The organism is Saccharicrinis sp. GN24d3 (genome assembly GCF_052400645.1).
Lineage (GTDB): Bacteria > Bacteroidota > Bacteroidia > Bacteroidales > Marinilabiliaceae > Saccharicrinis.
Genome location: NZ_JBQTGI010000016.1, coordinates 116706 through 141701, shown reverse-complemented (window position 1 = coordinate 141701; position 24996 = coordinate 116706). Strand labels below are relative to the sequence as shown.

Below are 24996 nucleotides of genomic sequence, written 5' to 3'. Positions count from 1 at the left end.
AAAAACATACCGGGATACTGACAAGTTAACTAACCCTTTATTTAAAACCAAACCCTCAGGTTACAATTTACCCACAACCCTAAACCCATGTGCATAGGGATCGTCCTCCGGATCGATAATAATTTGGTTATAGCCGGTAACTTTTGCCCAACCCTCAATTCCCGGAATAATGCCATCGTAATCGCCAACTCTCACCCGTTCTTCAACTGTTCCGATAAACTGACTGGCAATTACGCTTTCATGCACAAATTGGTCACCAGGTTTTAATTTACCTTTAGCATACCATTGCGCCATTCGGGCGGATGTACCCGTTCCGCACGGACACCGGTCAATGGCTTTTTCTCCATAAAAAACAGCGTTTCGGGCATGGGCATTTTCATGAATGGGAGCACCTGTCCATAACACATGGCTCAGCCCGTTGATCTTAGGATTCTCAGGATGGACGAAACTGTAATTCCGGTTGAGCTTTTCCCGTATCTCCCCACTAAAGGTAATCAGCTCATCAGCAGAAAACTGACTCATCCCCCGGTAATTAATTTGCTCGTCGATAATGGCATAAAAATTACCGCCATACGATACATCAACTTTTAATTCACCCAAAAAGGAACTCTCCACAGTCATATCGGATGCATATAAAAAAGAAGGAATATTGATAAGTTTAACTGAAGTGACTTTTCCTTTATCATTACGTTCGTAATGGGCAATAACCAATCCGGCCGGTGTTTCAAGCCGCAGTTTACCTGGAACGTTAGGCATAATCAACCCTTCCTCTATGGCAATGGTAACCGTTCCGATGGTGCCGTGCCCGCACATGGGTAAACATCCACTGGTTTCTATAAACAAAATACCGGCATCATTCTGGGGGTTTTCGGGAGGGAAAATTAAGCTACCCGACATTTGCTCATGTCCTCTGGGTTCAAACATCAACCCGGTTCTTACCCAGTCAAATTCTTTAAGGAAATGTTCACGCTTATCAAAAATTGACGCTCCTTTGAGCGGAGGCACCCCTCCCGCCACAACACGCACCGGGTTGCCGCAGGTATGCCCATCTATGCAAAAAAAAGTTTTTCTGGCCATAATTTTTCAATTAAGTAATTACTTGCTTTGTCCACTCGCTGTTTAGCCATCTCCAAATACCCAACGGGTTGCTGTTTTTCAATTCTTCAGGCAACAATTCTTCGGGACAGTCCTGATAACTGATTGGCCTTACAAAGCGTTTGATAGCAGCCGTGCCCACCGAAGTAAAGCGCACATCGGTCGAAGCCGGATAGGGGCCCCCATGTTGCATGGCCGGACAAACCTCTACACCTGTTGGTACACCGTTAAACAATAATCGTCCGCAGGTTAAAACCAGGTATTCTATCAGCTCTTTATAATCTGATTCTTCGTTGTGGTCAGATTGAAGGGTACAGGTTAGTTGCCCTTTTAAGGATTTAACCACTTTTATTAGTTCATCTGCCGAAGTGCAAGTAACGACCAAACTGAATGGTCCAAAAACCTCTTGATGTAGGTTTTTATGGTTGACAAAGGTTTCTGCGTCAACCGTCCCCAATACTGGCACTGCTTTAGGCTGAGCCATATACGTAGGGTTATCGTTTAGCGCTGATATTCCCTCTTGATGCAGTATGCTTGTTAATCCCGACTTATAATTTTTTAAGATGCCTTCGCTAAACATTTCCGTAGGATCGGACGCGATTACCTCGCTAGCCAGGGTTTGCAAAAATTCGGCGTAACCCGGCCCTTTAATCACCAAAATCAAACCTGGATTGGTACAAAATTGTCCTGACCCAAGATTTATGGATGCCACCAACTGCTTTGCCATTTCCGCCCCCTTATTTTCTAGCGCTTTGGGTAGGATAACAACCGGATTCACACTTCCCATTTCTGCAAAAACAGGGATGGGTTCATCCCTTTCATTGGCTATATCAAATAAGGCCCTGCCTCCTTTTTCCGAACCTGTAAAAGCAACAGCCTTGGTCATTGGATGCTTCACCAAAAGCTGACCTGCCTCATAACTACTTTCTTCAACATAAGAAAAAGTCCCTTGGGGCAATTTACAAACCTCAACGGCCTTTAATATGGCATTTGCCACCAATAGTCCTGTTTTAGGGTGAGCCGGATGACCTTTTACAATTACCGGATTGCCGCCGGCCAAAGCCGATATGGTATCGCCCCCCGCTACAGAGAAGGCCAGCGGAAAGTTTCCTGCCCCAAAAACCACTATCGGCCCCATGGGTATTAACATTTTTCTGAGATCAGGTTTTGGCAATGGCTCCCTGTCGGGATTTCCTTGGTCAATAACGGCTTCCACCCACGAACCTTCCTCAATCAGTTGGGCAAATTGCAGAATCTGGTTGATTGTTCTTGCCCTCTCCCCTCTTACCCTGCCTTCAGGCAAGGAGGTTTCCCGCATTACCGTTTCAATAAGCTGATCTCCTATATCCTCAATTTCTAATGCTATCTGCTTTAAAAAAACTGCCTTTTTCGTACCCGAAATCTTTTTATAAAGCAAGAATGCCCGGGATGCTGAATCTACTATCTCATTATATTGTATTGCTAAACTTGACATGACTAAAAAATTAAATTAAAATACCGGGCGGGCAGCCAAAGCTTTTTCAATGGTTGACTGAATCAATTCTCTTTCCTGACCAACCAATACCTTACGAGGGGCTCTTACATACTCAGAACCAATACCGGTATACACCTCAGCCATTTTTATATACTGGACTAACTTTGGATGAATATCCATTTCGAGTAGCGGCATAAACCACTTATATAGCTCAAGCGCATCTTTAAAATTACCTGCTTTGGCCATGTCGTAGAGCACCACCGTTTCTTTAGGAAATGCAGATACCAAACCAGCTACCAAACCGTCGGCTCCAAGCATTAGCTCTTCCAGACATAAGGTATCTACACCGCCCATAATTTTAAATCTATCGCCAAAGGCATTTCTCAATCGAATTACGTTGGTTACATCTCGGGTAGATTCCTTAATAGCCTGAATATTGGGCAACCTTTGTAGTTCCTCCAACATGGATAAAGTAATCTCAACCTTATAGTCAACCGGGTTATTATATAGTAATACCGGTAAGTTAATACTATGGGCTATTTCAGAAAAAAACGCAACAGTTTCTGCTTCGTCCGGTTTGTACAACAAGGGAGGTAAAAGCATGATACCATCCGCCCCTTTGTCCTCCGCCTCTTGAGCAGCTTCAATGGCCCTACCGGTACTTGACTCGGCAATATTCATGACTACAGGTATTTTACTTCGGTATGGCTGCAATACCTCTACTAACTTTAGCTTTTCTTCCTTGCTGAGGGTACTTGACTCACCTAACGAGCCTCCAATGATTATCCCTGACACCCCGCTCTCAATCTGAAAATCTATATTTTTCAGGAACAATGGGATATCCAGCTCACCTGATTCTGTAAATTTTGTTGTAATTGCGGGATATACCCCTTTCCATTCTGGTTTCATATCTGTATTTTTTGTTATTTGTACTTATACAAACCTAAAAGATAATCAGATCTTTTTTTATTCTTATATTATCATGTATTTGAACTATTTTACCCTATATGCGTATTACCTGCATTAATTGCGTTAATCTAATGAAATGAAAGCTGTACGATTTGTCATTCCCAAAACCAGTAGTACTTCTTTTAGATTACAAGAAGACCGTGCACCATATTTTTACGAAACCATACACTATCATCCTGAATATCAACTAACCTTGATCATTAAGGGAGAAGGAACCCGCTTTATCGGAAACTCGGTTGAAAGGTTTAAACCGGGAGATATATTTTTAATCGGCAAAAATGTGCCACACGTATTCCGATCCGACGATAAATACTACAACGCTAATAGAAGTTTAGAATCCTACAGTATATCCATATTTTTAAATGACGACACTTTTGGAAAGTTATTTTTTGAATTACCTGAGATGGCCTCTATCAAAAGGCTTTTAAATAAAGCACTGTATGGTATTTCGTTTAATAAAGAAGACAATACAGTCATAAAAAAAATGATAAAGGATGTATCAACGTACGAAGATTTTGATCGATTCCAGCATATTCTTAAAATGTTTAACTATATATCTAAGATTCACAATGTGCAGTTACTGAGCCCCGTACCCTTTATGGAACCTTCCAGCGAACAGGAAAGCGAACGGATTAATGTGGTATTTCAATATCTTTCTAAACACTTTACATCAGAAATACAATTGGATTGTATAGCCCACGTCGCCAGCATGACCCCAAATTCGTTTTGCAGATACTTCAAAAAAAGAACAGGTAAATCTTTCAGCCATTTTTTAAACGATATGCGTATTGAATACGCTTGTCATTTAATGGCCAATACGCAGGATAACTTTGGTCGTATTTCAGCAGACTGCGGGTATAACAGTTTATCTTATTTTAACCGTCAGTTTAAGTTAGTTATGGGACAAACGCCTACGGAATACAGAAACAAATACAGTTTGTACCAAACAGAAGGATAGCAACCATAAAGGAAAAGCAAAGGAGAAAAAATGGTGTGGTTACTTTTTTACCAGCTTATTAACCATCACTTTCCTGCCAACTTTAATATTTAACAGATAAATTCCTTTGGGAAGTTTTCCAAGCCCATCGATACTGGACGGAAGCTTTAGTTGTACGTCCTCATACACCAAATTACCCGCTATATCGTAAATCAAAAGGTAATCCGCGCTAACTTTCCCTTCCGAACAGCTTATATAGAGCTGGTCATTAAACGGATTGGGGAAGGTAAAGATGGAATTTTTACTGACATTCCCAATCCCATTATTAATATCCATTGCTTTCTTATAGTCCGGTATTCCATAGCCAAACGAATTATCCGGAATACTATAATTATTACAGCTCTCCTTTACCAGTTGTATTATTTCCGCATTACTCAATTCAGGGAAAGCCTGCCACAAACACGCCGTAAAACCGGCGATTACCGGAGCCGAAAAACTGGTACCGTTCAGGAATTCGATACTGCCGTCTGTTCCCTGCAAAGCGGTACCAAGTCCAATGGCAGCCACATCGGGTTTTACCCTTCCGTCCGCAGAATAACCGTAACTACTAAACGATGCGCGTAAGCTATCACTATCCATAGCCGCCACCGATAACACATTTGCCCCATCTGCCGGAGAGATGATCTTGCCCCAGGTATTGTTCCCCTCGTTTCCGGCACTACATACTACTACCATCCCCTTTGAAAAAGCGGTCTCAGCACCCTGCACAACAATGGTGGTCCTACCGTCCATATCCTGATAGGTATAATCGGTATAATCGCCAATAAAAGTATAATATCCCAGTGAAGTATTTATCACATCGGCACCAATACTATCGGCATATTCGGCAGCTACCACCCAATTATACTCTTCAATTGGAGTTTCACTAGCGTTATCCTCGGTCCGCAACAAATGGAATTTGGCTTCCGGTGCACTTCCTTTAAACTCTCCGTTCAAATATCCCCCAATAACAGACAGTACTTTCGTGCCGTGCGAATCACTTTCAAATACATTACCGCCGGGTTTTATAAAATCCCGGTAAGTCAGTATCCGGTCATCATTCCAAAGATGCGTGAACAGCGGTAATGTGTTTACCTGGTCGAAACCGTTATCTATCACGGCAATCTCTATGTCTTGGCCTTCAAAATTGTTTTGATGCAGATAATGCCCATTTAAGGTTTGCGTTTGATCCCAACTGGCGCCATACACACTCGAACTTTTAAGATCCGAAGGCTCAACATCCTTCGTTTCAACAAACTTACGTGCAGCAACACCTATAGTTGGTTGATAAACCATTTTTGAATCCGAAATAAACGATACCCTGGTGATCGTATCCATTAACGGTTGGTTACTACTTTCAACAAGAACTCCGTTTAACCATTTCGATGGCCAAAGCACCCGAATCCCCATCTTTTTTACACTGTCAACATATAATGAAGTCACAGGCAAGTCTTGCTCTAAAACTTGAATATCGTGTTTTGTTCTGCGGTCAATGGCTCTTTGACTTAGGAAATCTTCAGGGGTCTCTATGGAGTATGAATTGTTGTTTTTATCGGAAAAGGACACAAAATATTTTTGTGCTTCTGTAGGAAGGGCAGAAACCAATAAAAACAAAGCGATATGTGCAACTTTTCTCAAATTATATAATCTGATGACTATTTTATCAATACCTGTTGACCGTAGACCGTTTATCCGGCAAACTCTGCAATTTAATTGATATAGTTTTTCGAAGACCCTCGAAAATATTACAAAATCATTGACTTTGGTATTCTTAGCACTAATAACTGTTGACTGTGCTCTGATCGCTGCTAACCGATCACATCCCTTTCAAATAACTATCCGGGTCGTGCTTAAACTCCTCAGGGTCTTTAATTTTTCCTTTGTTTTTTTCAAACTCTTCAAAAAGCGACTGTTGCTGCTCGTCAAAGTCAGCGGCATTCAAGGTTTTCCCCTCTTTGTACTCAATTTTATAGGCCAGGTTACCGGCATGGGTAAAAACCAACCAGGTACCTTCTTCCAGTCCATGCTCAAATTTTCCCTGGACCTCGGGTTTACCATCGGGATAAAAAACGATGTATTCACCTTCTATTTTCCCATCCTTATGCGACGAAGTCATCTTTAGCTGACCGTTTTCGTGGTACTTTTTCCATATCCCGTCTTTCACATCATCTTTCCATTCCACTTCTTCGGCTACGTTTCCCTTTTTAAAGAAATGCGTAGTTATCCCATTTTTCAAACCTTCCTTGTACGATTCTTTGGTATAAAGTACACCCTCGGGCGAAAAAAACTGCCAAAGGCTATCTTTTTGTGTTCCCTGATAAAATCCTTTTGCGGATATCTTCCCATTCTCGCTATAAAGAATGGCTTTTCCATATTGATCTTCGTTATAATCGACCACTACCTTTTTATTACCGTTAAAATAATAACGGGTCATCTTCCCCACCGGTTTGTCGTCCTTAAATGTTACGGTGTAAGCAGGTTTACCATTACTAAAACGCTTTTCCCAATAACCTTGCTTAAGTCCTTGTTCATCTTTTTTATTGTGTTCGGACGAAACCCCTTTGGTGGAAGCTCCTTGCCTGGCAGGCACATTATTTCCAAACACGTCTGTTATCTGCCCGACAACCAGACTCGTAGAAAAAACAATAGATAATATAGAAATAAATAGAATACGCATAATGAATTTGTTGAATATGATGATTGCGGGCAAATTTAAAGCTAAAAGTTTAAATAACCGTGCTTTTCGCGTCATCTTTATTGTTGATGTTCAACCCGGAAAATTCGTTTGTCTCCATGGAAGTGAAATGTAGTGAACAATGCGGGTCGAGGTATTGTAAAACCCAAATTCGTACCCATCCACATTCACCCTACTTTTGCTGCCGCTTCCTTATCCAAAAGCCATACCGGATTGGCAACCCTTGCCGCCGGATATTTCTGAAACCCTTCCTTTTGATGTATAATTTCATCCAGTTTGTCTGCTTTTCCGGCACCTGTTACCAGGAAGAATATCTCTTTGGAATTATTGATCACTTCTCCGGTCAACGAAATACGCTTTTGAGCCGATTCGGGGTGTGTTGCCACTACACAGTCTGCTTTGGCATCCCATAATGCTATTTCATGCGGAAAAATGGAAGCCGTATGTCCATCATCGCCCATGCCCAACAACATAATATCAAACTGTGGGAGTCCATCTGCCTGCGGCAATTTATCCCTGAGCAACTTCTTGTAGGTCTCACAGGCCAGCTGCGGTTCCATCTCTCCTTTAACCCTGAAGACATTTTCCTTGGGAATAGACACTTTGGATAAAAGATGATCCATGGTCATTTTATAATTGCTTTGCTCATCGGATGGGGGCACACATCGCTCATCGCCCCAGAACAGAAATACTTTTTCCCATTGTATAACATTTGCATATTTTGCCGCCAGTTCATCAAAAATGGCCTTGGGCGTGCTGCCTCCCGACAAGGCAATGTTTATCTTGTCACTTTGCTCGGTGCGTTCCTTTAATAGCTGACCAAAATATTGGGCAAGCATTTGTTTCGAACCAAATATTTTTATGTTATTTTCTATTTTATCCATTAATTCTACAAATTAACAATGATTATTGTTTTCGAACAATCCGCAATAAATTCAGTTTTTACCATCCCGTTAACGCACAAAAAGTGAGCAAGACCGTCTTCAACCCAAACATATCTTCAGGGTAAAACCGACTTGTTTACCGGCTAAATTACAAGGGATAAATCCGGGGCCTGGTTATATCAGTACAACATTCAGGGTTCCGAACACTCCTGTTAACTTTAACCCGCCATCTGCGTTATAATTCTTTTTAACCGCTGCAGTTTCCCTTCTTCCGATTAGAGCTCGCAATAGTTACCATCGTTGGCCAGGTTTTTACACGGATATCTCCACGTTAGGTGTGGCTCTTCTATTAAATCATCGGCCACATCCGGCCCCCAGGTACCAGCCGGATAACCATGAACTTTAATATACTTATTGTTTTTCCAGGCCTCTTGAATCGGTTTCACAAAAGTCCAGGCTGCCTCAACAGCATCCCCCCGCGAATACAGGGTGGAATCGCCTAACATACAATCGTGAAGCAAGCGCTCGTAGGCACTTGGCAAATATGCATCTGCCAACTCGGAATAATGGAAATCCATATTCACGTTTTGAACATTGAAACCAGCTCCCGGAACCTTCATGCCAAATTTTAACAACAGACCCTCGTCCGGCTGTATGCGGATAACCAACTGATTTTGCTGCTGCGCAATAGTGGTATTACTGGCGAATAGGTGATGCGGGGTAGGTTTGAAGTGGATAACCACCTCGGTAACCCTTGTAGGCAACATCTTGCCGGTACGGATATAAAATGGAACACCGCCCCAACGCATGTTGTCGATAAAAAATTTCATGGCCACATAGGTCTCGGTTCTCGATTCGGGATCAACCCCGTTTTCTTCGCGGTAACCGTTTACCTGCTCACCTTTTACAGTAGATCCTACGTATTGGCCCCGTATAACGTATTTCTCCACTTCCTCTTCCTTGATAGGGCGGAGAGATTGCAATACTTTTACAATTTCGTTACGAATGCTGTTTGAATCAATCAATGCGGGAGGCTCCATTCCTACGAGTCCGGCCAAAAGTAACAAGTGGTTTTGTACCATATCCCGCAAAGCCCCCGAACCTTCATAATAACCACCTCTGTTCCCAACCCCAATACTTTCCGAAGAAGTAATTTCCACATGATTCACATAATTCCGGTTCCAAAGCGGTTCGTAAATGGCGTTTGAAAAACGCGTAACCAACAGATTCTGAACGGTTTCCTTGCCCAGATAATGGTCGATACGATAAAGCTGTTCTTCATTAAAGTGTTTTAGCAAGCTAACATTCAACTCCCTGGCTGTTTCCAAATCGTATCCAAATGGTTTTTCAACAATTAGTCTCCTGAACCCATCTTCTTCCTTGCTCAACCCATGTTTGGCCAAATGACATGGAATAACGGTATACATACTCGGCGGTGTTGCCAGATAAAAAATAAAATTTCTGTCTGTTCCTAACTTTCCATCTAATTCAAACAACTTATCCTTTAGCCCCTCATATTCACCTTCCTCCTTTGTATTAAAACCATGATAAAAAAGTTGCTGAAGAAAGCTGTCCACCTTATCATTTTGGGATACATTTTTATGGTTCAACGCAAATTGCTCGATGCCTTCTTTCATTTTTTCACGAAATGCATCATCGCTCAGCTGCGTTCTTCCCAAACCTAATATGGCAAAATTTTCAGGTAATACATTTTGATCGTACAAATCAAATACGGCAGGTACAAGTTTACGATACGTCAGGTCGCCCGACGCGCCAAAAATAACAAGTATATGGTTTTTGGGTGTTTTCATTTTCAATGTTTTGTCGAGTAAATAAACATAGTATGACGCTATGTTTTGGTTTATTTATATTGCCACTAAAATAGGTTCCTGACTTAAACAATCAAAATCTAATTTGGTTGAAATACGCTACTTGATGTACCCGGGGTGTTGCTTACCGGTATCAGCCTCTGAATTATAGACCGGTTAAGACCTTACCCTTTCCGATTAAAATAATGTCTCGAATCGCCCCATTCGCCCAAACCCACTTCACGATCGGCCAGTTCAATGCGCATGCTTAAACAGTTACCACAATCTTCGGCTCCTTCATCGGTACAAGGTTTGTTTTCATATAGCTGGTAATCTTTTCGATGCAAGGTAGGCGTTATATTAGGCATGATCACGTTGGCGCCAATTCGCAGCGCTTTTTCACGTCCCATTGGGTCGATAGCCTGTAACGCGGTGGCTGCGGCAATGTTAATATCTTTCATTATAATACGAAGCAAGGCTATCATATTTAGGGTAACTGAAAAACGTGTTTCGATGGGCCACAACAAATCTCTTTTTTCGAACAATGGCGTTTGCTGATGCTCAATATAAGGACCCATTCCACACATATCGATATCGAAATCCTTCATAAAGAGAAGATCCCTGGCCAAATCTTCGTATGTTTGCCAGGGTAACCCCACCATCACTCCCGTACCGGTTTGATACCCCACCTTCTTCAGCGATCTCAAACAACTCATCCTTTTCTCAAAATCATGATTGTCGTCATTGGGATGAATCTGGTTATACAATACTTTATTGGTGGATTCTATGCGCAGCAAGTAGCGATGTGCGCCGCTATCGAACCATCGTTGGTAGGTTTCTTCGGTCTGTTCGCCCAGCGAAATAGTGATACCCAGTTCACCATGGGTAACGGCTTTAATTTGTTTCAATAACCGATCAACCCTTTCCACAAAATATGGATCCCTGCGTTCTCCGGCTTGCAGAACCATTGACGCATATTTGTTTTGGTGGGCAAACCTGGCCGCTTCAACCACATGATGGTCTTCTAAATTATAACGTTCAACCTCTTTGTTATCTTTCCGGATGCCGCAATAAAAACAATTTTTTGAACATACATTGGAAAACTCTACCAGACCACGATAAAACACTTTTCGCCCAACATACTCGAGTTGCACCTCTTGTGCCTTAGCAAACAACTGCTTCTGCTCCTCCCCCTCGGTTTGTAAAAGCGCCACAATATCTTTGAAATCCAGTTCTTCTTTTTGAAGTATATTTTGAATCTGATTATTCATGACCGTAAAATTATACCGCAATTTAAGCATTAGAATGCAAAAAATAAGATATATGTGGTTTACATCTAAAACTTAAGCATCTTTTAACAGTGATATCCAGCCTGATCTATTCATAAATTATTCTATTGCAAACTCCAAACGCCGTAACAAAAAGCAAGTGCTCAATTTAAATTCTCAAAATAGTTCACTATTCCTGTGAGCTTAAAATTTCCGTTTCACTTTTTCTTTTTGCCTTTTGAGTTCTCATCACGAAAATTTATGAATTAATCAGGCTCGCCATTGTTTATTTGAATCAACTTGATATTATTTTCTTTTCTGGAGATTAATGGCTTATAAATCCAGTTCAAAAACATATTTCCCGGAACCTATATTCTCAACCACAATAAAATCTCTAATTCTCTTCGCACTTATACGTTCTCCATTCATGCTAAGACTATATTTTCCCTTTCCGGAATAAGGTATCCACACCTCATTTTTCGTATTGGCAGGCAGTTCCACTTTCATCGTAAAGCTTTCTCCTCGCACATTCTCAAAACTCAATTTAACGTCTCCTTTAATGGTAGGATGAACCATATTAGCCCACTCCAAATTTGCAGGCTGCGGTTTAATTCGTATTCTTTCAAACCCGGGTTCCAATGGCTCAATTCCCATCAGTTTCATGGGGATTACATTTGCAGGAGCAGCTCCCCAGGCATGATTCCAGTCCTGATTTGGTTTATATTTATTGTCCCATGCTTCCAAAGATATCGTTGTTCCAACCTCATAAATGGCGTGCGCCCATCCCCTGTCGTGCGTTGCCGTAAGAAGCTCCATTCCATACGCCGCATTTTCTCCGGCATATACCGCATCTAATAGATGCTGAGAACCATAAACGCTACAAGCCATTCCTCGGGATTCAACAAAATCGGTTACGGTAAGAACATGTTCCTCTGGCACTAAACCAAAAGTTAGGGCAAACATATTAGAATGCAGGGAGTTATGATCGGTATCAATCCCATCATTATAACATCCTTTCTGCTGATTAAAAAATAGTTTATTGAATGCTTTCTTATGTTCCTTTGCACGGTCTGCATAATATTTACTGTCCTCTTCCTCTCCAACAATATCGGCTATAACAGCCATCACTTGCAAGGCTTTATTATGGTAGGCATTTACTACCGCATTGTAATCAGTAAACACAAAGCCATCCGTTTCTCCCGAATCATCATTGCTTAATCCAAGTATTCCTTTATGCGGCCAGTCCACAATGTCACGCATATTCCGCCCGGTAAAGTGAATCGACTTTTGCACCTCTTTTGTCAATTTCCCGGTACGGGTGCTTATCAATCCATTTTTTTCGGTAAGACTTGTAAATGTTTTCTGTTTTAGGTCGTTATAATATTTGCGAATAAAATCTTCATTCCCGGTATACTGATAATCTTTCCATGCCATTAGCACCGAAGATAGTATCCATTCTGTTGGCCATGTTGGATTCAAAAGCATATACTCCTGACTCCTTCTTGCCTGGGTAAAATCATCATCAACACCATAATGACACAATTGATTAATATATGCATCGGCCTCATATGGAATACGTTCCCGGTCTCCATCAACGTAGATCCCCGCAAAACTTGTTGCCTTAATTGAATATTTACAGAAATCCCAAATATCGTTCAAAACAGGATTGGAACACTCAAAATGTGAGCTATAATCATTAAAAGGATAAGTTACGGTTTCCCTAATTATACCCGTTATATTAGCTGCGCCCTCAACCTCGCAATATCTAAACGGAAAAACGTCCCCGGTATAGTCAGGCATTTTTATTGCGGCACTACGGGTATTACGTTTGTCCTTTTTTATGGTAATTGTATAGGTATGTATGCCTTGCAGAAGTGCTAAGGTAACCGTTCGGTAACGTCTGGAACCTCCCGGTTCTGTATTTATCCGGCCCTGTGGAGTTACCACTTCACCAAAACTGACCAGGAGTGAATCTTCTTTCAATTTGGAATCGACAGTAAGCTTTACCCTTCCAAAAGCAGCCTTCCCAAAATCTATGAATTGTAAATTCTCTTTTATTTTTTTTGTACACTGAGGATATTCATCTCGCTGCTGAAGCGGATAAACGCCGCTACTGTAAACTTTTAATTCTTTTCCGGTTCTGAATCCTCTCGTTTCAGACCATGCTGTTTCCTCACCATGGTTGTTCCACACTTTAACACGCCAATAATAATTCGTTTCAGGTTTTAACGGCATACCATCATATTTCACCAGGGACTTTTGTGATGCTGTCTTGCCGCTATCCCAAACAACCCCTTCCTTATCATCCAGTTGTCCAGGCGATGTACCAATTTGAACATGAAAGTGCGTTTGCATTGTATTGTTTCTCTGGTCTTCAATAATCCAGGAGAAAACAGGTTGTCTACTTTCTATGGATGCCAGTTGCGATGGCTCAATTATTTTATCAACTTCATCAAAAGCAATTTGTGAGAGCTCTCCATTTATAAAAACCCGATCAGTATTTTTCATTAAATCACATCGCAACGCGGTTGGTGGTAAAGCTATTTGCGAAAATCCCTGAAACTGCAAGCAACAGGCTATTATTAGGAGTAATTGTTTCATATCTGTCTACTTTATATTTTTATTTTTTTTAGATGCGTAATAATACCGATATGTTAATGATATTAGCAATACATATTATAAAAAAATCCCTGCCCCTAAATCACAGCGTATCTGAATTTAAAGAGCAGGGACAATTATTATATTAGCTTTATGGAATTATCTGTCCCATCCGGGATTTTGTTCCCAAATATTATCCTTGTTCGCATCAAGAATAGTGTTTGGAATAGGCCACAAATTGTAGTCGAACGTTAAAGTAGCTTCAGTCACAGGCCAGTGAGCATACTTTCTAATTCGGTCAACAGCAACGGTTCCTCCCATGCGTAACAGGGTATTCCAACGCGCTTCCTCATAAATTAATTCACGCGCACGTTCATCCAAAATCATGTTGAAATCATCATCCATATCGGCAGCCGTAACAAGATAACCGCATTGTGCACGTGCTCTTAACAGGTTAACATCGGCAGCTGCACCCGATTTGTTACCCAAGCGCTGTTTCGCCTCGGCACGTAGTAAAATAGTTTCAGGTAAACGAATAATATATTCGTCACGGAAAAGACTTCTTCTGGATTCACCATCTTCAATACCGGTAAATTTATCCGCGGCAATTTTACAAGAAATAGGATAAATCTCACTGGTATTATTTCGGTAAGCACTTTCATCATCACTGGAGCCATACATTTCACTCCAGGGAATAACCTGTTTGTAATAAGGAGAAGTTTCCACATTTCCTTTAATTCTTCTGCGCAAAACACTCTCGGAATTACGCATATCATCAGCATAATCACCCTCATATACCAAGTCGCGTGCAAGCATAGTAATATTTACCTGACAAACACCTCGACCGCCTACATTTTCTAATGTACCTGTTACATGCGTTTTTGCAATATCACGAAAAACAGGTCCATAATTATTGGCATAATACAAACGTGATTTTGTATCCTCCGTTTTATACGCTTCATAGTCGATTTGGGCAGCCCAAATACATTCGGTGTTACCATCCTGATAATTTACGTTATCCTCCTGGAACAAATCCCAGTAATAATTCGCATCCAAAAGCAGTGTATCCACTAAGTTCTCTGTTGTATAAGAACCGCCTTTATATACATCAATTGTAAATTGATCTTCGCTTGCGCGTGATCCAAACCTTTGATTGACCAAACTATATGTACCACCATCAATTACAGCGTCGGCATAACTCACCGATGAAGTATATGCAGTTTGAGCTGCACTTGAATTCCCTTCAGCATCGTATTGAATACCCATTGCCAAATACAATTCGCTTAAGTTATGCTGAGCTGCACCTTTTACCAAACGGCCACCCGAAGTTGATGTTTCAGGCAGATCATCCAAAATAGCTTCTAGTTCATCAATGGCAAATTGATAGGTTTCAATGCGCGAAGCACGCTCAAAATCATATTTTGCCTCACTAACTATATTGGTAACCAAGGCCACGCCGCCAAAAAGTTCACCTAAATTTTTGTAAGCATAAGCTCTGAAAAAACGGGCCTGCGCAAGGGCATAAGCTTTTGCCTCTTCCGATCCCCACGATATACCGTCTAATTCGGCGGCATGAATAGCCGTATTGGCACGTGCAATTACGTAGTACCATGTACTAAAAACCTGATAAAACGTGTTATGATCAGGGTTAATTGTACTATAATCGCTAAAAGTATTTCCCGTACGAATAACTGCCACATCGTACATATCTGTTCCTTTTCCTTTCCAATTGAAAATCCATTTTGTCGTTGTTGGGTTTACCCACAAATCGCGTATGTGAGAATAAAGAGAAACCAACACCTGATCCACCTGGTCGGAGGTTGAAAAAGCATTATCAACAGTATAAAAAGTAGCTGGCTCTTCCACCAAAAAGTCTTCATCAGATTCGCATCCCATTAAGCTCAGAAATACAACAAATATTCCAGCGCTTATATATTTTAATTTATTCATAATCTAAATTTTAACAGTTTAAGTTAGAAACTAATGTTTGCACCAACAGAATAGGTTGACATTACCGGAAAAGTGTTAGAGGTATAAGTAGCACCTGTTTCAGGATCGCCGCCTTCCCAATTGGTAAATGTTGCTACGTTTTTAGCAGATAAGAAAACCTTTAAGGATTTTATTTTTGAAGCGGTTACCCACGGTTGTTTGAAAGTGTATGAAAGCGAGATATCCTGAACGCGTACAAAACCTCTTGACTGTAAACCTTTAAATCGACCATCGCCCGTAAAGGTAGCAGCAGGATAAACGTTGCTGCTATTTTCCGAAGTCCAATATGGCTTATAGGTCATATTTGAATTAAAACGGTCAGCACCAGTCAAATAGGCTGCCGTATTTGATTTCATATAATAACCGTTTCCTCCAAAAGTTCCGGCTAGCATCACATAAAATTCAAGGTTTTTGTACGAAACACTATTACTCATATTTAAACGGAAATTTGCTCCCGTATAACCCAAAATTTTACGGTCGTCAGTAGTAATTCCATCAACACCATCTAGGTCTTTATATTTAGGATTACCCGCAATTGCACCTGTAGCCTCAATATATTCGAGATCATCTTCCTGTACGATTCCATCCTGTTCGTAACCATAAATAACGCCGAGTGATTCTCCAATAAACAGACCGTTTGAAATATCGTCGTCTTCAACACCATCGCCGTCGTTGTCTTCGCCATAAAGCTCAACCAGCTTATTTTTATTTTTCCAGAACGTAAGGCTTGTTGACCATTGTAAATCGCTTTTTTTAATGTTTACAGTTCGAAGCGTTACATCAATACCTTTGTTATTTACTTTTCCCATTGAATCGTAAATGGTTTTAAAACCAGTCATTACCGGAATACTTCTGTTAAAAATTTGATCAGTAGTATTTGAAACATACATATCAACATCGAGAAATACACGGTTATTTAACCAAGCCGATTCAAAACCAAAATTTACCGCCTCAGTACTTTCCCATCCAAGCTCCTGGTTACCAAGGGTACTTTGGTACATACCATAATTAATTACTCCTTCTTCATCGCCCCACTCATAACGGACACCACTGGAATTCCCGTTTTTAACCTGCGACAAGGTAGTATATGGATCAATTCCCTGGTTACCGTTTTGTCCCCAGGAAGCTTTTAATTTTAATTGATCTAACACCTCAATATTCGACATAAAACCTTCGTTAGATATCTTCCAGGCCAAACCTACTGCACCAAAATTACCCCATTTTTTCTCGGCTCCAAATACCGATGCACCATCGCGACGGTAAGAGCTGGTTACAAAATACTTGTCGTTAAACGAGTAGTTAAAACGTCCCAAATAACCAATATTCGATCGTTCTATTTCGTTTAGGTTTACTTTCTGAACGGTTGCTTTATGCAATCCTCCAAGTCCCAACGATGTATTTCCATTATCGGAGAAGTCGCTTCCGGTTGTGTTAATATACTTATATAATTTGTGATCGCGCGTTGCAACAGCCGTTACATCAATACTATGATTACCAAATGATTTTTTATAATTAAGAATATTATCGAAAACATAACTGGTAGTAGTTCCCCTGGCAATATTTCCATTTGCTTTTGAAAGGTATCCAACCATAACCGCAGGATCGTAGCGCTCTTCTCCCTCACCTTCAGCCACATAATAACTCTCGTAATAAAAATTTTCCGACTGATTTTCCGACTGATTAGTAATATAATTAATACGATAGCTTAGTCCTTTAATCCACGGAATATCGATGTTTGCAAAAGTATTTAAACGGTAACTTTGCGTAATATTTACATTTTCGCGCGTACCATCGTTAACACCCCAAAGTGGATTAACTCCCGATTGGGTATATGGATATTTTTCTAAATCACCTTGGTCATTACGGTACATAACTCCATAAGGAGACATGGTTTGGGCCGAGCTAAGACTAGCTGCAAAACCTGAATAATCGCGACGCGAGTAACTACCGTCCACACCAAATTTTAACCAACTGGTAATATCGGTATTCACTTTACCTACAATAGAAATACGTTCGAAATCGTCGCCAACAACCACACCTTTGTTGTTATTATACGACGACGACAAATAATAATTTAGTCCTTCTCCCGCTCCGGAAATGGCTAACTGATAGTCTTCAATTACCCCAACTCTGGTTACATCATCTAACCACACCCTTTCAGAACCGTCTTCATAATTTTGCAATTCACCTGTTTCCATCCAACTGGTAGTTCCTTCTTCAAAACCATTTCGGGCATTAACAGCATCAATCCATTGCTCACCATTCATCATTACCGGCCTGTCTTGCCATGTTTGAAGAGACGTTGAAGTATTTAATGTGATGACAGGCTTTTTCGAACTTCCTCGTTTGGTGGTAATCGCAATAACTCCATTGGCCGAACGCGAACCATAAACCGCTGCAGAAACTGCATCTTTTAAAATATCGTAACTGGCAATATCATTGGGGTTAATATCACTTAGACTTCCTAAATAAACAACACCATCTAATACGATTAATGGGTCGTTAGTACCACTTATCGAATTCTGACCACGGATTAACATGGAAGGTTCGTCGCCAGCTGAATTAGAAGCGCCTATATTTAATCCGGTTATAGTTCCTTTTAACGATTCCAATGCATTTAAGTTTGCAATATTGGCCACTGCGGAATTTTCCAGTTTTAACGAGCTTACCGAACCGGTAAAATCTTTACGTTTAACCGTACCGTAACCAACTACAACTACTTCATCAAGTCCCATAGTTTCATCTTGCATGGTAACATTAAATACCCTTTGACTACCAACAATAATTTCTTGCGAAGTCATTCCAACAAATGAAAAAACCAAAACAGTTTCGCCCGTTACATTTGGGAGTGAAAAGTTACCATCAATATCTGTTATAGTGCCCGTAAGGGATCCTTTCACAAGTACACTCACTCCGGGAATAGGCTCTCCTTGACTATCCACTACACTTCCTGAAACTGTTTTTTGCTGTTGCTGAAACATTTCAGATCCAAAGTCAGATTTTTCAGTTGTTAAAATAATAAGTCGGTCTTTGACCTGATGCTTAACATCAGTATCCGCAAACACCTCAGTTAAAATGGTATTAATGGATTTTTCTTTGGCATCTACATCTACTTTTCGCTCAACATCAACCAACTTTTGGTTAAAAAGAAAGTAAAATTCACTGTTGTCCTCAATTTCATCAAGAACATCAATAACCCTGGCATTATCCATTTTCAGCGTCAGCCTTGTCTGTTGCGAATATCCTGAACTCGCCCAAATATTGGAGAGAACAAGAAAAAGAAAGAAAATACTCAATCTCATAATTTTCCACATTTTAGTTTCCATGCCATAATTAATGGCACTCACAATCCACTTTTTTTTCATAAATTTGAATCATTAAGTAGTTAAACAATAATAAGTAATTCACACTGCTTGATAGTGCAGGAGAGTGCTGGTAACGCTCTCCTGTTTTTATTTAAAAGGCATTTAACCTTGATTTATCTATACTAATTATCACTTTTCTCTTTTTATATATACCGTTGCTTTTCTTTTCACGCGCTTGCTCTTTATAACTAATTGGAGCGGTTAAAGCCAGTAGTTTCAATACCTGCTCTACCGGCTCATCAATAAAGGTAGCTCTGAATGCATATTTTAATAATTCCGGATCCCGAATTTCAATGTCGATATTATACCACCTGGACAATCGATCAGCTACTTGCTGCATGTTTTCATTGCGAAATGCCAATTTTCCTTCAGTCCATGAAATATATTGATTGGCCTCCACCTGATATTTATTATAAAGTTTGGTATTGGTGTCTATAACCAGTTTCTGGTTTGGTTGAAGGGTTTCCAATTTTTCGCCCTGATGTGAATAAACCTCAACTTTACCTTCTAAAAGTATTATTTCCTCTATACTTCCATTTTCGTAGGCAACAACATTAAATTGGGTGCCTAACACTTTGGTTTTCTGATTGGGTGTATTAACAATAAATGGTTTTTTAGTATTACGTACTACATCAAAGTAGGCTTCTCCTACTAATTTTACCTTTCGAGTGTTAGCAAAAACAACCGGATAGGTTAAAGTTGAACCACTATTTAAAAAACCGGTGGTTCCATCGGGAAGCTGAAATTTGGTGCGCACTCCCATTGGACATTGAATCTCTGCATACGAATCAATGCCTTTAGAGCCCGATTGAATAAAATAATAACTTAAAAATGCGATCAAGAGAGGCATGATCAAAATGGCAGCTACCCGTTGAAAAGTATTCCACCATTTTACCTTATTCAATTTACTGTCTTCATTCAGTCGAATTGTATGATGTATTTGATTAAGAATAAACGGAAGTTTTTGGTAAGGAACTTGCTCCGATTCAGATAGCGCTTTCCAATCGTCAGATAGAAATTGCTGCGCCATATTGTTTTTTTTGTCGGCCAGTTGCTCTGAAAGTTCGATCTCTTCTTTCAGGGTTATTTTGCCATCAAAATATTTTGTTAATATATTTTGGAATCGCTCACTCATAACTTATCATTATACAAATCGTTTATATTAATTTAAATAAACCGATATTCTCACAGCCGGTATATCTAATATAAGTTCAAGTCCATTTTCTCATGGGTAATTTTAAGTTTTTTTTACAAAAAAAAACAAACAACTCATTTACAGACGTATAAAATCACACATTTACTGCCATCTTTACGTAATCCCAATTTCGCTTTACTGTTGGCATTAAATAATTTTAGCGATATCATTTGCTCTGGAAAAATACAGTGCTATTGTTTCTACTGTAGCCTTAGTAAATAAATAAAATGGCAAAAAGCAACAAGGAGGCGTTTTCGTTTTTCAATCTGGAACGAACATAGCGAAGCGCTTCAGAAACCTGATTATCAACTGTTCCAGGTGTAATATTCAACTCGGCCGCAATTTGTTTTGAATTTTTACCCTCCAATTTGCTTTTCATAAAGATCTCACGCTTTCTGGCTGGCATTTCTTCAATAATTTGCTTTACTTCCTGAAGAACAGATTCGTAATTATTTTCAATATCCGGGTTATCCACCAGTTCCGTTTCATACTTAAGACTTTCGACGTAACGGAGATAAACAGCTTTTTTATTGAAGTATGCTCTGATTTTGTTTAAGGCAATGGTAAAAAGGTAAGATTTGAAGGAAAGTTCTGAATTTAAAGAATGGCGGTTTTCCCAAACTGTTATAAAAACATCTTGAACCAATTCTTCTGCTTCATTCTCATTTTTGAAATATTTTAAAGCAAACCCAAATAGTTTTGGACTGTAAACCTCAAAAAGAGTATCAAATGCTGCCGAATAATTCTTTTTGAGCTTATTAACCAATTCGTAATCGGATTGATGTTCGTTTATCGCCATTAAAATTTAAATTTTGTACAAATATATGAAAGAAATTAAAAATATTTTTCAACAGTTATAAAATCAACAGGTACCATACCTGAACCTAACTATTACAACTGCCAGCAAAAACTGCGACCATTTTGAAACAACAACTTGTTTATTAAAAATATGATTTTTGTTGATTCGCACATTTAGTGCATGTATGCCATAAAAATTATTGAGCGATGGGTAAGTTTCCGGATATTGATCATATATATATTGTTCTTGTAAATTAAATATTAGCGGTATAAAATTAACAAGCTAATGCGCCAATCACAGAATAACAGTCATGCCTGTTATACAATTGTACTTTACAAAAAAGTAAAAAAGGACAATACCCTCTGCCTCCTATCATCTTCATGAACAATAAATAATTCGCTTCGGAATATAAGTTCAATCGCTAAGGTTGACTTATTTCATAGTTATCGGGTTTAATAATCATCACTTTTGTATTCAACGCATAACCTCTTCCGTAATAAACAAAAACGGAATTCAATTATTTTCTTGCTATGATTAACGAACAATTGATTAACCCGCAAAGTATAGTGGTGGTTGGAGGGTCGAACGATTTACACAAGCCCGGCGGTAAGATCCTCCATAATATCCTGGAATGTTACAGGGGCGAAATTTCGGTGCTCAACCCCAAACAAGAAATTGTTCAAGGTGTAAAATCGTGCAAGGAAATCAAAGATTTGCCCGAAATTGTTGACCTGGCCGTTATTGCTATTGCTGCCAGGTTTTGTCCCGCAACGGTAAAAACCCTGGCCCGGGAAAAAAACACGAAAGCATTCATCATTATTTCCGCCGGATTTGGCGAGGAAAACGAGGAAGGTGCAAAATATGAAAAAGAAATTGTAGAAGCAGTTAACGAAGCAGGAGGTTGTTTGATTGGTCCAAACTGCATAGGCGTTATCAACCATCACCATCATAGCATTTTTACCGAACCCATTCCGATGCTGGATCCCAGTGGGGCCGACTTTATTTCCGGTTCGGGTGCCACGGCCGTGTTTATATTGGAAACCGGTGTTGGACTAGGTCTTAAATTTAACAGCATAATTTCGGTGGGCAACAGCGCCCAAACCGGCGTTGAAGATGTTTTGGCATATTTGGATGATACTTTTGATCCGGACAAGAGCTCGAAAATAAAATTGCTGTATATCGAAAGCATCAAAGATCCGGACAAACTTTTGCGCCATGCCAATTCGTTGATAAACAAAGGTTGTAAGATTGCAGCCATTAAATCAGGAACATCCGAGGCGGGCATGAGAGCTGCCCAGAGCCATACCGGTGCCCTGGCCAGCTCCGACATGGTTGTGGATGCATTATTTAAAAAAGCCGGCATTATCCGTTGCCACGGTCGTATGGAATTAGCCACGGTCGCCGCCGTTTTCATGGCCAAAGAACTTAAAGGTGAAAACATGGCCGTCATTACACATGCCGGCGGCCCGGCAGTAATGCTTACCGATTCGCTCTCGCAGGGAGGCATTAAAATCCCCGCCATTGAAGGCCCCAAAGCAGAACAGTTGCAAGCAAAACTTTACGAAGGGTCAAGCGTAAGTAACCCCATCGACTTTCTGGCAACAGGAACAGCCGAGCAACTGGGCATTATTATAGATGCTTGCGAAAAGGATTTTGACCATATCGATGCCATGGCCGTGATCTTTGGCAGTCCGGGACTTTTCCCTGTTCGCGAGGTATACGAGGTGCTGCACCAAAAAATGAGGACGTGCCGGAAACCTATTTATCCTATATTGCCATCGGTCGTGAATGCCGATGACGACATAAAATATTTCCAGTCAAAGGGCAACATTAACTTCCCCGACGAGGTGAATCTGGGACATGCCTTATCCAAAGTACACAATGCCGTCAAGCCTGCCAGTGCGTCTATTCAGATGAAAGGTGTGGACATACCCAAGATTAGGTCTCTTATTGCAGGTTTCGAGAATGGATATTTAAAGCCCAAACAAATCCAGGCCCTATTGCATGCCGCAAACATTCCTATGGTGAAGGAACTTTTTATTCGTGACGAAAAAGATTTATCATCAAAAATAAATGATATTGAATACCCTGTGGTGATGAAGGTTGTTGGCCCTGTTCATAAAACCGACGTAGATGGTGTTTCGTTAAATATATCAGGCCCAAAGTTTTTCCAAAGCGAGTTTAAACGCATGACCCACATTAAAGGATTTGAAGGAGTTATCGTTCAGCCTATGCTCAAAGGAACTGAGCTGTTTATCGGCGCTAAATACGAGCCTACTTTTGGCCATGTGGTTTTATGTGGCTTGGGCGGTATTTTCGTTGAAGTTTTAAAAGATATTTCTTCGGGATTGGCCCCACTTTCCAAAGAAGAAGCTTTAGGGATGATCAACGATCTGAAAAGCAAAAAAATTCTGGAGGGGATACGCGGTCAGGAAGGCGTGGACATAGACGGATTTGCCGACATCCTTGTTCGCCTTTCCACCATGCTCCGTTTTGCTACTGAGATAAAAGAACTGGACTTGAATCCGTTGATGGGTTCTAAAGACCAGATTATTGCAGTAGATGCCAGAGTGAGAATAGAGAAATAAAGCAGTCTCTGGTCAACCGCCATAGCTTATTCGCTCATACTAAAATGAAATATCATTTAATTTTGGAGGTAATGCACGTTTGATTAACAGCTTATTTAAGTTTTAACACAGAAATTCGAAGGGCAACCTCTATTTGATTATACCATACACCTTTAACAGATAATGCATCAATCCTCTGTGTTAAAAAACAACACTTCGTTTAGCTCTCTTAAATCCCTGACGGTTTGCCGTTTGAAAAAAATCGGCAATTTTGGCCATTAGCAGATAAGAAGTCTCTCACCTATTATCCCTTTCTTCAAACAGGCGGGTAAAATCTAACGATCTATTAAAAAACTATTCACTAAAACGATCAAACAACTTATAAAACTTCTTGGGCGGATTAACTTCTACCTTTAATGTTTCTTGTGTAAAAGGGTGAACAAACTCTAAAGAGTGCGAATGCAAATAAAGTCCTTTCCCCTTCAAAACCTTACCCTCTTCACCGTATGGTGCATCACCCAAAATAGGATGACCGATGTACGACAGATGAATCCGTAACTGATGGCGCCGTCCTGTAAATAATGTAAGCTCCACCAAATTTAAACATCCAAACCTTTCACTTGCTTCCGAAGCGATCACTTTGTACACTGATTTGGCCGGCTTCCCATCCACTTCCTTGTTAATTTCACCTTGTTCCGGTTGCTCGCCAATAGTTACCGCCAGGTATTTCTTAACGATTCTCCGCTCTTCAAACAATTTGTTCAGAAGCATAACCGCTTGCTGTGTTTTTCCAATCAAAACAGCACCACTGGTAGGATAATCCAGACGGTGGATGGGTTCCGGTCGTGACAGTGCATCAGGTTTCGAGCTCCTTTTTAATACCGAAGCAAGACCGTTTTCCAATGTTCGATGCTTGTTGCCACTCACGATAAGTCCTGCAGGTTTGTCTACCACAGCCATATAATCATCCTCGTAACCCACTTTCATATCAAGTTTTATTGCAGGAGATACTTTTTTATTCCCGTCTTCTAAAAGAATCAGCGTTTCTCCACCACAAACAAAATCTCCCGTATATCCCTGCTTTCCATTTATGGTTACCAAGCCTTGTTTGATCGCTTTTTTAGTAGCCTTGTTTGATGGAAGACTTTTAAAAACCCCAGGCGCATAATCCGATAACCTTGCTCTTTCGGGCAATGGCGGAACGATAAATGTTTCGAGAATGGTTTGAGACTCTTTTCTAATCATATTGCAAAATAACAAATAATCATCGCTTATCTTACTCTATATTGCTTTAATATCTCGGTGCTCATGAGA

General features: G+C 40.2%; 16 protein-coding genes. 2 read left to right on the top strand and 14 right to left on the bottom strand.

Annotated elements, in window-relative coordinates; translation table 11 throughout:
* Positions 1-60: 60 nt before the first annotated feature.
* Genes ACT29I_RS18645 through ACT29I_RS18635 form a run of 3 tightly spaced genes read right to left on the bottom strand, consistent with a single transcriptional unit; the run spans position 61 to position 3478 of the window.
* Positions 61-1077, bottom strand: a complete 1017-nt coding sequence (locus ACT29I_RS18645; RefSeq protein WP_444794123.1) for a 4-hydroxyproline epimerase — start codon at positions 1075-1077, stop codon at positions 61-63.
* A 10-nt stretch (positions 1078-1087) separates the two neighbouring features.
* Positions 1088-2569: an aldehyde dehydrogenase (NADP(+)) gene (locus ACT29I_RS18640; RefSeq protein ID WP_430934698.1), complete on the bottom strand. Its 1482-nt coding sequence runs from the start codon at positions 2567-2569 to the stop codon at positions 1088-1090.
* Positions 2570-2584: 15 nt separating this feature from the next.
* Positions 2585-3478 carry a dihydrodipicolinate synthase family protein gene (locus ACT29I_RS18635; RefSeq protein ID WP_430934699.1) on the bottom strand — a complete coding sequence of 298 codons (894 nt, stop codon included), beginning with the start codon at positions 3476-3478 and terminating at the stop codon, positions 2585-2587.
* Between the two features lie 136 nt (positions 3479-3614).
* Between ACT29I_RS18635 and ACT29I_RS18630 the strand changes: the two genes are divergently transcribed.
* Positions 3615-4496, top strand: a complete 882-nt coding sequence (locus ACT29I_RS18630) for an AraC family transcriptional regulator (protein WP_430934700.1) — start codon at positions 3615-3617, stop codon at positions 4494-4496.
* A 39-nt stretch (positions 4497-4535) separates the two neighbouring features.
* On the opposite strand, the gene ACT29I_RS18625 is transcribed toward ACT29I_RS18630, so the two are convergent.
* From ACT29I_RS18625 to ACT29I_RS18580, 10 genes are all read right to left on the bottom strand, one after another.
* Positions 4536-6152: a S8 family serine peptidase gene (locus tag ACT29I_RS18625; protein WP_444794122.1), complete on the bottom strand. Its 1617-nt coding sequence runs from the start codon at positions 6150-6152 to the stop codon at positions 4536-4538.
* 178 nt (positions 6153-6330) lie between these two features.
* Entirely contained in the window at positions 6331-7191 is an 861-nt protein-coding gene (locus ACT29I_RS18620; protein WP_444794121.1) for a toxin-antitoxin system YwqK family antitoxin, read from the bottom strand.
* 185 nt (positions 7192-7376) lie between these two features.
* Positions 7377-8093 (bottom strand): 6-phosphogluconolactonase, encoded by a 717-nt coding sequence (gene pgl / locus ACT29I_RS18615; protein WP_430934703.1) that lies wholly within the window; start codon positions 8091-8093, stop codon positions 7377-7379.
* Between the two features lie 275 nt (positions 8094-8368).
* A complete protein-coding gene (zwf, locus tag ACT29I_RS18610) occupies positions 8369-9904 on the bottom strand; it encodes a glucose-6-phosphate dehydrogenase (protein ID WP_444794120.1) in 1536 nt (511 codons plus the stop codon).
* Positions 9905-10086: 182 nt separating this feature from the next.
* Positions 10087-11172, bottom strand: coding sequence for a [FeFe] hydrogenase H-cluster radical SAM maturase HydE (hydE, locus tag ACT29I_RS18605; protein WP_430934705.1), 1086 nt, complete (start codon positions 11170-11172; stop codon positions 10087-10089).
* 330 nt (positions 11173-11502) lie between these two features.
* Positions 11503-13770 carry an alpha-L-rhamnosidase-related protein gene (locus tag ACT29I_RS18600; protein ID WP_444794119.1) on the bottom strand — a complete coding sequence of 756 codons (2268 nt, stop codon included), beginning with the start codon at positions 13768-13770 and terminating at the stop codon, positions 11503-11505.
* Between the two features lie 156 nt (positions 13771-13926).
* Positions 13927-15717 (bottom strand): RagB/SusD family nutrient uptake outer membrane protein, encoded by a 1791-nt coding sequence (locus ACT29I_RS18595; RefSeq protein ID WP_430934707.1) that lies wholly within the window; start codon positions 15715-15717, stop codon positions 13927-13929.
* Between the two features lie 23 nt (positions 15718-15740).
* On the bottom strand, positions 15741-19121 hold the full coding sequence (locus ACT29I_RS18590; RefSeq protein WP_430934708.1) for a TonB-dependent receptor: 3381 nt from the start codon (positions 19119-19121) through the stop codon (positions 15741-15743).
* Between the two features lie 91 nt (positions 19122-19212).
* Entirely contained in the window at positions 19213-20256 is a 1044-nt protein-coding gene (locus ACT29I_RS18585; RefSeq protein ID WP_430934709.1) for a FecR family protein, read from the bottom strand.
* A gap of 271 nt (positions 20257-20527) precedes the next feature.
* Positions 20528-21115: an RNA polymerase sigma factor gene (locus ACT29I_RS18580; protein ID WP_444794118.1), complete on the bottom strand. Its 588-nt coding sequence runs from the start codon at positions 21113-21115 to the stop codon at positions 20528-20530.
* 530 nt (positions 21116-21645) lie between these two features.
* Between ACT29I_RS18580 and ACT29I_RS18575 the strand changes: the two genes are divergently transcribed.
* Positions 21646-23703: an acetate--CoA ligase family protein gene (locus tag ACT29I_RS18575; RefSeq protein WP_444794117.1), complete on the top strand. Its 2058-nt coding sequence runs from the start codon at positions 21646-21648 to the stop codon at positions 23701-23703.
* A 333-nt stretch (positions 23704-24036) separates the two neighbouring features.
* On the opposite strand, the gene ACT29I_RS18570 is transcribed toward ACT29I_RS18575, so the two are convergent.
* Positions 24037-24927, bottom strand: a complete 891-nt coding sequence (locus ACT29I_RS18570) for an RluA family pseudouridine synthase (protein ID WP_430934712.1) — start codon at positions 24925-24927, stop codon at positions 24037-24039.
* Between the last annotated feature and the right edge of the window lie 69 nt (positions 24928-24996).

Bases quoted from the DNA above. Each gene is read 5' to 3' on its own strand.
- ACT29I_RS18645 (WP_444794123.1), bottom strand. From the start codon at position 1,077: ATGGCCAGAAAAACTTTTTTTTGCATAGATGGGCATACCTGCGGCAAC.
- ACT29I_RS18640 (WP_430934698.1), bottom strand. From the start codon at position 2,569: ATGTCAAGTTTAGCAATACAATATAATGAGATAGTAGATTCAGCATCC.
- ACT29I_RS18635 (WP_430934699.1), bottom strand. From the start codon at position 3,478: ATGAAACCAGAATGGAAAGGGGTATATCCCGCAATTACAACAAAATTT.
- ACT29I_RS18630 (WP_430934700.1), top strand. From the start codon at position 3,615: ATGAAAGCTGTACGATTTGTCATTCCCAAAACCAGTAGTACTTCTTTT.
- ACT29I_RS18620 (WP_444794121.1), bottom strand. From the start codon at position 7,191: ATGCGTATTCTATTTATTTCTATATTATCTATTGTTTTTTCTACGAGT.
- pgl (WP_430934703.1), bottom strand. From the start codon at position 8,093: ATGGATAAAATAGAAAATAACATAAAAATATTTGGTTCGAAACAAATG.
- zwf (WP_444794120.1), bottom strand. From the start codon at position 9,904: ATGAAAACACCCAAAAACCATATACTTGTTATTTTTGGCGCGTCGGGC.
- hydE (WP_430934705.1), bottom strand. From the start codon at position 11,172: ATGAATAATCAGATTCAAAATATACTTCAAAAAGAAGAACTGGATTTC.
- ACT29I_RS18600 (WP_444794119.1), bottom strand. From the start codon at position 13,770: ATGAAACAATTACTCCTAATAATAGCCTGTTGCTTGCAGTTTCAGGGA.
- ACT29I_RS18595 (WP_430934707.1), bottom strand. From the start codon at position 15,717: ATGAATAAATTAAAATATATAAGCGCTGGAATATTTGTTGTATTTCTG.
- ACT29I_RS18590 (WP_430934708.1), bottom strand. From the start codon at position 19,121: ATGAAAAAAAAGTGGATTGTGAGTGCCATTAATTATGGCATGGAAACT.
- ACT29I_RS18585 (WP_430934709.1), bottom strand. From the start codon at position 20,256: ATGAGTGAGCGATTCCAAAATATATTAACAAAATATTTTGATGGCAAA.
- ACT29I_RS18580 (WP_444794118.1), bottom strand. From the start codon at position 21,115: ATGGCGATAAACGAACATCAATCCGATTACGAATTGGTTAATAAGCTC.
- ACT29I_RS18575 (WP_444794117.1), top strand. From the start codon at position 21,646: ATGATTAACGAACAATTGATTAACCCGCAAAGTATAGTGGTGGTTGGA.
- ACT29I_RS18570 (WP_430934712.1), bottom strand. From the start codon at position 24,927: ATGATTAGAAAAGAGTCTCAAACCATTCTCGAAACATTTATCGTTCCG.